The sequence below is a fragment of the Thioclava sp. F1Mire-8 genome, from assembly GCF_002213165.1.
Classification (GTDB): Bacteria; Pseudomonadota; Alphaproteobacteria; order Rhodobacterales; family Rhodobacteraceae; genus Thioclava; species Thioclava nitratireducens.
Map to the genome: position 1 here is coordinate 1 of NZ_NBNY01000006.1, position 12,430 is coordinate 12,430.

Annotated in this window: 9 protein-coding genes and 1 pseudogene; 6 read left to right on the top strand and 4 right to left on the bottom strand. The window is 65.0% G+C overall.

Going from position 1 to position 12,430, the window contains the following annotated elements; translation table 11 throughout:
* A pseudogene (locus B6V75_RS17085) lies at nt 1-182 on the bottom strand (sugar ABC transporter substrate-binding protein); the annotation flags it as partial.
* A gap of 183 nt (nt 183-365) precedes the next feature.
* On the opposite strand from B6V75_RS17085, the gene B6V75_RS17090 reads away from it, so the two are divergent.
* Nucleotides 366-1,580: an ROK family transcriptional regulator gene (locus tag B6V75_RS17090; protein ID WP_346393651.1), complete on the top strand. Its 1,215-nt coding sequence runs from the start codon at nt 366-368 to the stop codon at nt 1,578-1,580.
* Here the strand turns inward: B6V75_RS17090 and B6V75_RS17095 are convergent.
* Nucleotides 1,568-2,947, bottom strand: coding sequence for a HAMP domain-containing sensor histidine kinase (locus B6V75_RS17095; RefSeq protein WP_088720489.1), 1,380 nt, complete (start codon nt 2,945-2,947; stop codon nt 1,568-1,570). The genes B6V75_RS17090 and B6V75_RS17095 overlap by 13 nt on opposite strands.
* Complete coding sequence (locus B6V75_RS17100; RefSeq protein ID WP_075776881.1) at nt 2,947-3,618, bottom strand: response regulator transcription factor; 672 nt, start codon at nt 3,616-3,618, stop codon at nt 2,947-2,949. The genes B6V75_RS17095 and B6V75_RS17100 overlap by 1 nt, the downstream gene beginning before the upstream one ends.
* A 165-nt stretch (nt 3,619-3,783) precedes the next feature.
* Between B6V75_RS17100 and B6V75_RS17105 the strand changes: the two genes are divergently transcribed.
* A complete protein-coding gene (locus B6V75_RS17105; RefSeq protein ID WP_075776880.1) occupies nt 3,784-4,938 on the top strand; it encodes a Do family serine endopeptidase in 1,155 nt (384 codons plus the stop codon).
* Nucleotides 4,939-5,007: 69 nt separating this feature from the next.
* On the opposite strand, the gene B6V75_RS17110 is transcribed toward B6V75_RS17105, so the two are convergent.
* The gene (locus tag B6V75_RS17110) at nt 5,008-6,624 is read right to left on the bottom strand and encodes a glycosyltransferase family 39 protein (RefSeq protein WP_168174506.1); all 1,617 of its coding nucleotides are present in this window, start codon (nt 6,622-6,624) and stop codon (nt 5,008-5,010) included.
* Nucleotides 6,625-6,811: 187 nt separating this feature from the next.
* Between B6V75_RS17110 and B6V75_RS17115 the strand changes: the two genes are divergently transcribed.
* The 4 genes from B6V75_RS17115 to B6V75_RS17130 all read left to right on the top strand — a co-directional run bounded on the left by B6V75_RS17115 (nt 6,812) and on the right by B6V75_RS17130 (nt 12,424).
* Entirely contained in the window at nt 6,812-7,081 is a 270-nt protein-coding gene (locus tag B6V75_RS17115) for a YMGG-like glycine zipper-containing protein (RefSeq protein ID WP_075776878.1), read from the top strand.
* Nucleotides 7,082-7,263: 182 nt separating this feature from the next.
* Nucleotides 7,264-8,952, top strand: a complete 1,689-nt coding sequence (cydD, locus tag B6V75_RS17120) for a thiol reductant ABC exporter subunit CydD (protein WP_088720491.1) — start codon at nt 7,264-7,266, stop codon at nt 8,950-8,952.
* Nucleotides 8,949-10,610, top strand: a complete 1,662-nt coding sequence (locus B6V75_RS17125; protein ID WP_088720492.1) for an ATP-binding cassette domain-containing protein — start codon at nt 8,949-8,951, stop codon at nt 10,608-10,610. Before cydD ends, B6V75_RS17125 begins: the two co-directional genes overlap by 4 nt.
* Nucleotides 10,611-10,816: 206 nt before the next feature.
* Nucleotides 10,817-12,424, top strand: coding sequence for a cytochrome ubiquinol oxidase subunit I (locus B6V75_RS17130; RefSeq protein WP_088720493.1), 1,608 nt, complete (start codon nt 10,817-10,819; stop codon nt 12,422-12,424).
* Nucleotides 12,425-12,430 lie beyond the last annotated feature (6 nt).

Consider the following 12,430-nt stretch of genomic DNA (forward strand, 5'->3'; position numbering starts at 1 on the left):
CCCGCATAGGTGTTGAGCTTGATGCCCATCTCCTCGGCTTTCGCCGTCGCACCCTCCTTCATCTTCACGAAGAACGGATTGGTGTCAGTCTTCGTGATCAGGCAGGCGGTCGTCTCCGCCCAGGCCCCGGTCGCCATCAACCCAAGCGCCGTCGCTCCCAGAATCGCGGTTGTCTTCTTCATGTCAGGTCTCCTCCCAGAAACATGTCCAGCCGTCCTCCGATCGGCTTCGAGGTAAATCATGTGCGAACACGGGCCGACTCGTCAATAGATAAATCAAATGGATTTATTAATTGACAGAAGAGCCTCTGGAAGCCGATAAATACAAGGCGTAGTTTATGCGCGAGCAGCCTCGGAGAATGAATTTTGGCCCACCGCGTGATGGAATTGATCAAGACCGGAGCGGGGAAGATCGGTTCGGATCACTCCGCGATGCGCAACCGCAACGAGCGGCTCGTGATGTCGCTGATTCGCCGTCGCGGCGCCTTGGCGAAATCCGAGATCGCACGGCTCACGGGGCTCTCGGCACAGACAGTGTCGGTCATCATGCGCGCGCTTGAGGATGAAGGCTTCCTGCTGCGCTGCGACCCGGTGCGCGGCAAGGTGGGCCAGCCCACCGTGCCGATGCGCCTGAACCCCGAGGGGGCTTATTTTCTTGGCCTGAAGGTCGGGCGTCGCCGGACCGAGGTGATCCTGATCGACATGATGGGCACGCCGGTCTCGCGCCGTGTCGCGCGCCACGACTACCCCACGGCGGCTGACACGATAGCCTTCGCCATCGACGCGATCGCCCGGATGGTGGCAGAACTCCCCGCCTCGAAGCGCGAGCGCATCGCCGGCCTCGGCATCGGGGCGCCGTTCAGGATGTGGGATTGGGGCGTCGCGCTCGGGCTCGAGGAAAGCGCGATGGCCGATTGGCGCGAACGCGATATCCGCGCCGAACTGGAGGCGCTCTATCCGTTTCCCGTGGTGCTGGAAAACGATGCCTCTGCCGCCTGTTCGGCAGAGCTTTTGCTGGGCGATCAGACATTGCCCGACGATTTCCTCTATGCGTTCGTGGGCTTCTTCGTAGGTGGCGGGCTGGTGATGAGCGGCTCGCTTGTGACCGGCCCCAACAACAATGCGGGCGCGCTTGCCTCGATGCCGGTGCCCGACGGTCACGGCGGCCAGTGCCAGTTGCTCGACGTGGCCTCGCTGTCGGTCATCGAAGCCGCGATGACGGAGCGCGGGCTCGATGCGAGTTTCCTCTGGGAGCGGCGCGATGAGTGGGATCTTCCCGAAGACATCGTCGACGACTGGCTCGCGAAAGCGGCGCGGGGCCTCGCGACTGTCGCCGCGTCCTCGGCGGCGCTGTGCGACCTCGATGCGATCGTGATCGACGGCTGGATGCCCGACGATCTGCGCGCGCGGCTCGTCGCCGCGACCGAATCGGAACTGGCGAAGATCAACCTCTCGGGCGCGGGCGTTCCGATCGTGCGCGAGGGTCAGGTGGGGCCCGATGCGCGCGCGCTGGGGGCCGCGACCCTGCCGCTGAGCCTGCGTTTCCTGACCGAGATCGATCTGCCCGATCAGGCCGACTGAGCGGACCCGACGAAGCGTAGCGACACGATCAGACCGGGATTGTTGTCGGACAGTTGCAATTCGGCCTCGTGCAGCCCCGCCACCGCATGAACCAGCGCAAGGCCCAGCCCGTTGCCCGGCGTCGTGCGAGAGCGTTCAAGCCGATAGAGCCTGCGCAGAACCTTCTCGCGCTCGGCCTCGGGGATGCCGGGACCATGATCTGCGACGCTGAGCGTGACCGCACCGCGTTCGCGAGACAGAGTCACCGCGATCTTCGGCGCCGGGCCGCCGTGACGGATCGCGTTCTCGATCAGGTTCGACAGCATCTGTCCCAGCAGCCCCCGGTCGCCGTGCACCATCAGCGACGTATCGGGCCGTTGCAGGGTCAGCGCCCCACCCGCCTCTTCGGCGCTGGCCTCGTACAACTCGGTGATATCGGCGGCGAGCGCGCCCAGATCGACCGTCGCGAAACGTGCCTTCGGGCTGCCGCCCTCGATTTGGGCGATCCGCAGCAACGAGTGGAACACGGCGACCGCGCGCTCCGCCTCGGTGCCTGCCTGCTCGGCCAGCGCGCGGGGCGGCGCGTCCTCGGGCAAGGCCTCTTGCAATTCCGAGAGGAGCACCGAAATCCGCTGCATCGGCGTCTTCAGGTCATGTGCTATATCGGCGGAGACCTGACGCAGCGCCGCAACCGTCGCCTCCTGCGTCTCGGCCATCACGTTAAGCCGCGCCCCGATCCGTGCGAGGTCATCGCCGCGTCGCGCCTTCACCTCGTCGCGCGGCACCCGCGCCTCGAGCCGCCCCTCTGTAAGATCGTCCAGCGTGTTCTCGATCGCGCTCACCCGTTTGCGCGCCCGCATCCCGACCCACGCACCATAGGCGGCAGAGACCAGAAGCGAGGGTACGAAGGAGAAGACGAGAATCGCGAGGAAGGTCGAGGTCAGTTCCGCAATCGGCGCGCGACTTTCGCCGATCACCAGCAAGCCGCCCGCAAGCGGCATGGTCAGCGTGAAATATCCATGTTTCGATAGCGGCGCATATTCGGGATGACGCGAGATGACCCAGCTGTCGCCCTCATGGGTGACCCGGACATTGCCGACCTGCCGCCCGTCCGACATCACGAAGGCGATGGCGCGCTCTGACGGATCGGACGCCCGCGCCTCCGCCGACACGATCACAGAGAGCGTCTCGGGGTTGGCGGCAACCTGAAACACCGCCGTCTGCTGCTTTAGATCGGCGCGGATCGATTCCTCGGTCGAGGAGCGCAGCGCGACATAGGCGAAGCCCAGCGTCACCAGCAGGATCGCAAAGACGATCCCCATCAGCCCGAGCGCCTGTCGCAGCGGCGTCGATGCAAGGATTTCCGCGCGATTCAGACGTGCCTTCATCAGCCCTCGATCCGGTAGCCCGCGCCGCGCACGGTGTGGATGAGATCACGGTCGAACGGCTTGTCGACCTTGTTCCGGAGCCGCGAAATATGCGTCTCCACCACATTGGTCTGCGGATCGAAATTCAGATCCCACACGCCCTCCAGCAGCATCGTCCGGGTCTGCACCCGGCCCTTGCGGCGCAGCAGAAATTCCAGCAGCGAGAATTCGCGCGGCAGAAGGTCGATCTCCTGTCCGCCGCGCGTCACCTTGCGCGCGATCAGGTCCATCTTCAGATCGCCCGCCTCCAGCATTACCTGCTCCGACTGCGCTTGTGGGCGACGCGCCAGCGCCGCGAGCCGCGCCGACAGCTCGCCGAAGGCGAAGGGTTTCACGAGATAATCGTCGGCACCCGCGTTGAGCCCCTCGATCCGGTCATCCACCCCGCCGATCGCGGTCAGGAAGATGATCGGCGTCGTGACCTTTGCGGCCCGGATCGCGCGGGTGATCGAGAGACCGTCCAGCTCCGGCAGCATCCGGTCGATGATCATCACGTCATAGCTGCCGCCCAGCGCCTGGGTCAGCCCGTCGCGGCCATTCGCGAGATGGTCGACCGTGTGGCCCTCTTCGCGCAGGCCACGCAGAACGTAATCGGCGGTGGTCGCGTCGTCTTCGATCAACAGCAGTTTCATCGCACTCGCTTTCTCGGTTCGCGACATATGTGGCCGATGACACCGCACAAGTCACGCACCCCTCCCCTAAAGGTGAAAAGGATAACAACTCTGCAATCTTCCCGCAGAGTCCCTGACAGGCTAGGCCCTCACATAGGGTGCATACCTGTCAAAAAGGAGAGAAACATGCAGGACATTCGCAAAGCTCCCCTGCTGCGCACCCTCGCCACCACCGCCATGCTCGGCGCCGGCGCCGTGGCGACGAGCGGTCTGGCACTGGTCCCGAACGTGGCCGCGGCCGAAACCTTCACCAACACCGTCGACCTGGTGAAGAAGGTGATGCCCGCCGTGGTCACCATCGAGATCAAGAAGCAGGCCAACGATCAGGAAATGGCCCAGATGGGGATGCCTCAGGATTTCCCCTTCGAGTTCTTCCAGCGTCGTTTCGGTATGCCCGACATGGGCCCCAACGGTCAGGGTCAGCCGATGCAGCGTCCTGAGATCACCGGTCTCGGCACTGGCTTCATCATCCAGAAAGACGGCCATATCGTCACCAACGCCCACGTCGTCGACGGCGCCGAGAGCGTGAAGGTCACCTTCTCCGACGGCTCGACCGCGGATGCGAAAGTGATCGGCGAAGACAAGGCCACTGACATCGCGCTGATCAAGGTCGATACCAACAAGGACCTCGACACCGTGGGCTTCGGCGACAGTCAGGCCGCGCAGGTCGGCGAGCCGGTCGTGGCGATCGGCAACCCGTTCGGCCTGGGCACCTCCGTGTCGACCGGCATCGTCTCGGCCAAAGGCCGCGACTTGAAATCGGGCCCCTTCGATAACTACATCCAGACCGACGCAGCCATCAACAAAGGCAACTCGGGTGGCCCGCTCTTTGACGACCAAGGCCAGGTGATCGGCATGAACACCGCGATCCTGTCGCCCACTGGCGGTTCCGTCGGGATCGGTTTCTCGGTGCCCTCCGACACCATCAAGAGCGTCGTCGCCGACCTGCAGGACAATGGCACGGTGAAGCGCGGCTTCCTCGGCGTGCAGATCCAGCCGGTCAGCGAGGACATCGCCGCGGCGCTGGGGCTCGACCAACCGGAAGGTGTGCTCGTAGCCGACGTGTCGCCCGACACGCCCGCGAAGAAAGCTGGTCTGAAGCGCGGCGACATCATCGTCGGCGTGGATGGCAAGCCGATGAAAGCCCCCCGCGATCTGACCCGTGCGATCGGGTCCGACGAGCCGGGCACCGAAGTGCAGCTCTCGCTGCTGCGCGCGAACAAGCCGCTCACGCTCTCCGTCACTCTCGATGAGCGGCCCACCGAGAAGACCAAGTCGTAATACTTGCAGTCTATCGGTTTGAAGGCACGCCCGGAGCATCCGCTTCGGGCGTGTCTTTTGTTTGAAGTGTCAGTTCGCACTGGTGGGAGTGGCCGTAGCATCCGAAGCAGACGGCGCAATCGCCTCCGCGACCTGATAGAGCCGCCAGTCGTTTTGCCGGAAATGCCGCTCGGCGATCTGGCTCAGACCGTCGACGCCCTCGATCGGATTCGCTGCGAGAACCAGCCCGTCGGGATGCGCCGCCATCCAGCGCCCGAGATCGGCGCTGTTGCCAAGCACCGTCACCGGGTTCTCGAGCCGCGCGACGAAGGAGAACTGCCCTGCATAGCCGCGATCGGTGGTGGCCACGCCATTTTCCGAATGCGAAGCGATCAGGCTCGCGATCGGTGCCGGATCGTAGACTTTCCAGAGGATCGGCCAGACCATGATCTGAATGGCGATCAGCACCAGCGGCGCGACGAAGGCTTCGGCGAACCAGCCCTGCCGCGCTTTAAGCACGATTAGCGCGCCGCCCACGAGCATCGCCACGCCAGCGATCACGAAGAGCCACGATCCGGTGCCCTCGGGCAGTTCGGGGAACGCCCCGAAATGCACCGAAGCCGCAGCAATCGCTGTCGCCACGCCGGGCAGAAGCCACAGCAGGCGCAGCCAGCGCATCCGGCGCTCCGCCGTGGGCAGCAATCCCGACAGGATCAGCGCCAGCGCGGGCATTTCCGGCACAAGGTAATGCGCCTGTTTGCCCGAGATCAGCGAGAAGGCGACGAAGGCGGCGACGAACCAGACCGTCACCATGCGCGTGCCCGCATCCTCCCAAAGGCGCGACGGCTTGAACGTAGCCAGCCCGGCGCGGCTCCAGCCCCAGGGCCAGAGGAAGAACGGCAGCAACGCCACGAAGAACCAGACGGGGCGACCATGGGCAAAGCTTTCCACCATCCGCCCGGCGCTCTGCTTCCACAGAATCTGCTCGCGGTATTCAGCACCGCCGAAGATGATCGCGGGGCCGAGCCATAGCAGGACGATGCCGAAACCGATCAGAAAACCGATTCCGATCCGCGCATACCACTGCTTGAGCGCGGGCCGCTCCGCCCCGGTCGCCCAAAGCGGCATCAAAAGCGCGGTCGGCAGCACATGCACCAGGATCACCGGCCCCTTGGCGAAGACGCCGAAGGCCAGCGCGATGCCAAGCCCGATCACCGGGGCGAAGCGCTCCGTGTCGCGCATCGCCCAGACCGCGAGCATTCCCGTCAGCGTCGCCGCCGTGAGCATCGTGTCGAACATCGTTGTCGAGCCGAAGAGCAGAAACACCCCGCTCGTCCCAAGGATCAGTGCTGCGAGTCCGGCGCGCTCCGGTTCCTCCGGCCAGAGCTTGCGCGCGAGCACCGCGACCAGTCCGACCGACAGCAGCCCGAAGGCGGGCGCCACGAGCCGCGCCGCCCATTCGCTGGGGCCAGTCACGCTCCAGACGATATTGATGAGCCAGAACAGAAGCGGCGGCTTGTCGGAATAGATCGCCCCGTTGAGATGCGGCACCAGCTTGGAGCCACCCTGCCACATTTCCCAGGCGACGGTGACATAGCGCGTCTCGTCGATCGCCATCAGCGGGCGCATGATCATCAACACCACCGCGCTCAATGCGAAAAGGAAAAGCGCTCCGATCAGGGGAACGCGCCAGGCGGTCGAACTCATAGGCGGGTCTTTCTGTCGTATGTCTCGAGATGTCTTTCTTTGCTTGACCCCCGAATGACCGCGCATGTCAAGCCGCTGGGTCATCACGGCTCCAGAATAGATGCTCAAAACTAATTAAGAAAAACTTGGAACTGCCCGGAGAGGGGCGACGTTGGATGTCCGAAGACACAGAAGGGAGACACGTACCATGAAGAAGATGTTCCTGATCCTGCCGCTCAGCGCCACCGTTGCCGTTGCAGGCTGCCAGATGTCGCAACAGGACCGCGCTGCCGCGACCGGCGGTGTTGCCGGTGCCGCGATCGGCGCTGCCGTTTCGGATGATGGCGACCGCGTTCAAAACGCCGCGATCGGCGGCGCAGTCGGCACCGTTGCCGGCGCCCTGATCGGTAAAGCCAACCAGCCGGGTCAGTGCCGCTATCGTGACTCGTATGGCCGCGAGTACATCGCGCCCTGCTAAGGCCCCGCCACAGGTAACCTCGAAAACCGTTCGGACCCTCATCCGAACGGTTTTTTCATGTCGGCATGAAGGTTCGTACCGCAGACGTGACAAGCGCGGATTGTCGCACTCCATTGTCGCAGCCCCTCTGCCCGGCTATCTCGACAGCCAAGCGCGAAAGAGGAAAAGACCCCAAAACCCGTATGACAGACGCCACGACCGAAGCGCCGAAGCCGAAAGCCGTTCTGACCCGCATCGCTCAGCCCGTCGCGGGCAAGTTGAAGCTCGCCGGGTGGCTCGGTGTGGCCTCGGCCCTTATCTGGCCCGCGCAGGCCGCTCTGATCGGTTTGGTACTTGGCGACCTGGTCGCACCGGGGGTGAGCCCGTCGCTCTCGCCGCTCGCCGGGGCTGCTGGCTTCGTGGTGCTGGCGCTCGTGCGGATCGTCCTCGACTGGATTTCGCAGAAGCTCTCGGCCGATGCCGCCGAGGTGGTGCTGCGTGAGAGCCGCGAGAAGCTGATCCGAAAGGCGCTGCGTCAGGCTAGCGGCGCCGCCGCGCTGTCGCCTGCGGAACTGGCTTCGCTGTCCGCGGAGAAGCTCGGCGCGCTCGGCCCATGGGCCACGCGCTATCAGCCCGCCTTCCTGCGCGCCCGGATCATCCCCCTCGCCTTCATCCTGCTCGCCGCCACGCAAAGCTGGGCGGTTGCGGGAATCCTGCTGATCGCCGGGCCGCTGATCCCGATCTTCATGGCGCTTGTCGGCATGGCCGCGCAGGACGCCTCGGAAAAGCAGATGGTCGAAATCGGTTCGCTCAACCGGCTGCTGATCGATCGGATCGCCGCGATCACCGATCTGCGACTTCTGGGCGCGGAGGCCCGCTCGCGCGCCGATCTGGAAACCAAATCCGAAGACCTGCGCCTCCGCACGATGGCGGTTCTGCGGGTTGCCTTCCTCTCCTCGACGCTTCTGGAACTGTTCGCCGCGATCGGCGTGGCGCTGGTCGCGGTCTATGTCGGCTTCTCGCTGATCGGGTGGATGAATTTCGGCACATGGGGCAGCAAGATGACCCCGGCCGAGGGGATTTTCCTGCTCATGATCGCGCCCGAGTTTTTCCAGCCGCTGCGCGATCTCGCTGCGGCATGGCATGACCGGGCCGCTGCGCTCGCCGTAGCCTCCGAGTTGGAGACGACCGAGACTGCCATCGCCAAGGCCAACACGCTGATGGGCACTGGAGGCGAAGGCGCGGCACCGACGCTTGGCGCGCTGCGTTGGCACGGGCTGCAAATCCGCCCCGGCGAGGCCGCCGCTCCGCTCCCCCTGCCCGATGGCGACATCGCCCCGGGCGAGGCGGTCGCAATCACAGGACCGTCGGGCGCAGGCAAGACGACGCTTCTGACCGCTCTGGTCGGGCTGATCCATCCCGAGGCGGGGAAGATCACGCTGGGCGATACCTCCCTGACAGAGGAAAACGCCGATGACTGGCGCGCAGCCTTCGGCTGGATTCCTCAAAGCCCGCGCTTCGCCGATGCGAGCCTGCGCGAACTGATCACGCTGAACCGTCCCGGCGACCTCGATGCAGCGCTCGACGCCGCGCAGGCCACCGAGGTCGTCGCGGGCCTTCCCGGCGGGCTCGACGCCCGGCTGGGCGATATGGGCGGCGGCGTCTCGGGCGGCGAGGCGCGGCGTCTGCTGATCGCGCGGGCCCATTACGCGGGCCGCCCGATCGTGTTGGCCGACGAACCGACCGCCGATCTCGATGGCGAGACGGGCGCGAAAGTCATCGCAGCTCTTCTGGCGTTGCGAACGCAGGGTACGACCTTGATCGTCGCAAGCCACGACCCTGCCCTCGTTGCCGCGATGGACCGTCAGATCGACTTGGAGGGCGCAGCATGAGAACGCTTCTGACCCTCACCGCTCGCCTGATCAGCGATCAGAAATGGGCCTTCAGCAGGGGCCTCGCGCTGTCGTTCCTCGTGCTCGCGATGGGGGCAGCGCTGCTCGGCCTGTCGGGCTGGTTCATCACCGCCTCCGCGCTGGCCGGGATCGCGGGGATGGGCCTAAACTTCAATTTCTTCACCCCCTCGGCAGGTGTCCGCGGTCTCGCGCTCGGCCGCGCGGTCTCGCGCTATGGCGAGCGGCTACTGACCCATGACGCCACACTGCGCGCGTTGGCGAAGCTGCGCATCGACCTGATGGATGGCGTCTCGCGCCGCCCGCATGAGGAACAGGCGCGGCTGCGCGGTGCGCAGGCGCTGAACCGGATCACCTCGGACGTGGATGCGCTTGATGGCGTATTGCTGCGGCTGGTCATCCCCTTCCTTGCAGGCGGCATGGTCCAGATCGCGGCGCTTCTGATGCTGGGGTGGCTCGAAGGGCTGCCGATCGGGCTCGCGGTCTTCCTGATCTACCTGCTGGGCGGTGGGCTCGGCCTGATTTGGGTCGCCCGAGCCGCCCGCCACGATGCCCGCGCCGCCGAAACGGCGCTGCAGAACATTCGCCGCCGCGCGCTGGAGACGATGCGCGCGCGAGCCGATCTGGCCGTGGCCGGACAGCTGGAGGCCGCAACTGCGCAGACCCTGGCCGAGGTCGAGGCCGAAGCGCTCGCGCGGCGCAATCTCGAGGCGCTCGACCGCCGGGTGGGGGCGGTGATTTCCGCCACCACCGCGCTTGCCGGGGCGGCCGCCCTGGCGATCGCCGGACAGATGGCGCGGGCCGGGCAGATCACGCCCGCGCGCGCCGCCGTGGGCCTGTTCGTCGCGCTGGCACTGGCCGAGTCGCTGATGCTGCTGCGCCGAGGCATGGCCGAGATTGGACGCATGCAGGAGGCGGGCGCGCGGGTCATGGAGCTGACCGATACGCCCACACGCGCCCAGCCCGACGGCCACGCCCCCACCGATATGGACGCCCCGCTGCTCGAGGCGCGAAAAGTCGCCTTCACCCGCGCCAAGAGCGCCGCGCCGCTCTTTTCCGATCTGACCTTCACCCTCGCGCGCGGTCAGACCGTGATGCTTGCCGGGCCTTCGGGCGCGGGGAAATCCACCGCACTCGCCGTGCTGTCCGGCCTTCTCAAGCCGTCCGGTGGCGAGATCACGGCGATGGGCCGCGCGCTGGCCGACTGGCCGGAGGGAGACCTGCGCGATGTGCTCACAATGGTGCCGCAGCGCAGCCAGTTGATCGGCGGCACTATTGCCGAGAATCTCGCGCTCGCCGTGCCTCCCGGAACGCAACTCGATGACGATGCGGCATGGGCCGCGCTGCGCGCCGTGGCGCTGGATGAAGTGATCGTGGCGCGCGGCGGGCTCGAAGCACGGCTTGGCGAAGGCGGCACGGGATTGTCCGGCGGGCAGGCGAAACGATTGGCGCTGGCCCGTGCGGCACTGCGCCGGCCCGACATCCTTCTGCTGGACGAACCGACCGAGGGACTCGACGCCCAAACCGCCGCCGCGACGCTGGCCGGATTACGGGCGCTTCTGCCCGAGGCGGGCTTCGTTCTGGTCTCTCACCGCCAGCCCGACCAGAGCGCCGCCACGGCCACGATCGCGCTGAAATGACGCACGACCTGCGACGATAAGCCCCTAAAATCACGAGACATATTCCCGTTCACCTCTGTTCACGTCCGCGTGCGACACATCGTCAATTTGATTTGGCTCAAAGTCGCGCGCTGACCGCCTCCTCATAACCTGCATCCAGGAAAAACATTTCCGGAGAATCCGGCTTTTCACCGCGCCGGATGCAAGTAGGGAAACGGAGAACGAGAATGGATTTCGGGATCGTCGAGCTGTCACGGCTGCAATTTGCCATGACAGCGATGTATCACTTCCTCTTTGTGCCGCTGACGCTTGGTCTGTCGATCATCGTGGCGATCATGGAGACGGTCTATGTGATGACCAACCGCCCTGTCTGGCGGCAAATGACCAAGTTCTGGGCCACACTGTTCGGCATCAACTTCGTGCTGGGCGTGGCCACGGGCCTCACGATGGAATTCCAGTTCGGCATGAACTGGAGCTATTACTCGCATTACGTCGGCGACATTTTCGGCGCACCGCTCGCGATCGAGGGCCTGATGGCCTTCTTCATGGAAGCGACTTTCGTCGGGTTGATGTTCTTCGGATGGGAGAAGCTGAGCCCGGTCAAGCACATGGTCGTCACGTGGCTGGTCGCCATCGGATCGAACTTCTCTGCTTTGTGGATCCTGATCGCGAACGGCTGGATGCAGAACCCGGTCGGGGCGGCGTTCAATCCGCTGACGATGCGGATGGAAATGACCTCCTTCTTCGATGTCGTGTTCAACCCGGTAGCCCAGGCCAAGTTCGTGCACACGGTCTCCGCTGGCTACGTCACAGCGGCCGTCTTCGTGATGGGCGTGTCGAGCTGGTACATGCTCAAGGGGCGTCACCTCGAACTGGCCCGCCGCTCCATCGCGGTCGCCGCTGCGTTCGGCCTCGCCTCGGCGCTGTCGGTGGTGATCCTCGGCGACGAGTCGGGCTACGAGACGACGCATAACCAGAAGATGAAACTCGCCGCGATGGAAGCCATGTGGGAGACCGAACCGGCCCCCGCCTCCTTCACGCTTTTCGGCATTCCCGACCAGCAAGCGCGCGAAACGAAATACGCGATCCATATCCCGTGGGTGATGGGCCTCATCGGTACCCGCTCGCTGACCGAGCAGATCACCGGGATCGACGATCTCGTCAAAGGCTCCGAGGAGCGGATCCGCAACGGCATCGTCGCCTATAATGACCTGCTGAAAATTCGCGAAGCGAAGGGGGATGTCCCCGCTGACGTCACCGCGGAATTCAACAAGAACGTCGGCGATCTCGGTTACGCCTACCTGCTCAAACGCTACGTGGACGATCCGCGTCAAGCGACCGACGCGCAGATCAAGAAAGCCGCGAACGACACGGTCCCAACGGTCTGGCCGATCTTCTGGTCCTTCCGCCTGATGGTTGCGCTAGGTTTCTCCTTCATCGCGCTGATGGTCTACTTCTTCGTCGTCTCGAACTGGAAGGGCATGAACTATCCCCGCTGGGCGCTGCGTCTGGCCGTGATCGTCATCCCCGCCCCTTGGATCGCCGCGGAACTGGGCTGGTTCACCGCCGAGTTCGGACGCCAGCCCTGGACGGTCGACGGCGTGCTGCCTACGGCGCTTTCGGTCAGCCACCTCTCGGTGGGCGACCTGCTGTTCACGCTGCTGGGCTTCGTCGCCTTCTATACCGTGCTCTTCGTCGTCGAGATGGGCCTGATGCTCAAATACATCAAGAAAGGCCCGTATCAGGATGTCGAGGTCACCCAGGAGTGGCTGCAACGACATGACGATCGCCTGTCCGGTCGCGGCGGCAACCCTGTCACCATGCCTGCGGAGTAAGAACCA

Excerpts from the sequence above, each read along its gene's own strand:
- cydD (WP_088720491.1), top strand. The coding sequence starts at position 7,264 with ATGACAGACGCCACGACCGAAGCGCCGAAGCCGAAAGCCGTTCTGACC.
- B6V75_RS17105 (WP_075776880.1), top strand. The coding sequence starts at position 3,784 with ATGCAGGACATTCGCAAAGCTCCCCTGCTGCGCACCCTCGCCACCACC.
- B6V75_RS17095 (WP_088720489.1), bottom strand. The coding sequence starts at position 2,947 with ATGAAGGCACGTCTGAATCGCGCGGAAATCCTTGCATCGACGCCGCTG.
- B6V75_RS17130 (WP_088720493.1), top strand. The coding sequence starts at position 10,817 with ATGGATTTCGGGATCGTCGAGCTGTCACGGCTGCAATTTGCCATGACA.
- B6V75_RS17115 (WP_075776878.1), top strand. The coding sequence starts at position 6,812 with ATGAAGAAGATGTTCCTGATCCTGCCGCTCAGCGCCACCGTTGCCGTT.
- B6V75_RS17125 (WP_088720492.1), top strand. The coding sequence starts at position 8,949 with ATGAGAACGCTTCTGACCCTCACCGCTCGCCTGATCAGCGATCAGAAA.
- B6V75_RS17110 (WP_168174506.1), bottom strand. The coding sequence starts at position 6,624 with ATGAGTTCGACCGCCTGGCGCGTTCCCCTGATCGGAGCGCTTTTCCTT.
- B6V75_RS17100 (WP_075776881.1), bottom strand. The coding sequence starts at position 3,618 with ATGAAACTGCTGTTGATCGAAGACGACGCGACCACCGCCGATTACGTT.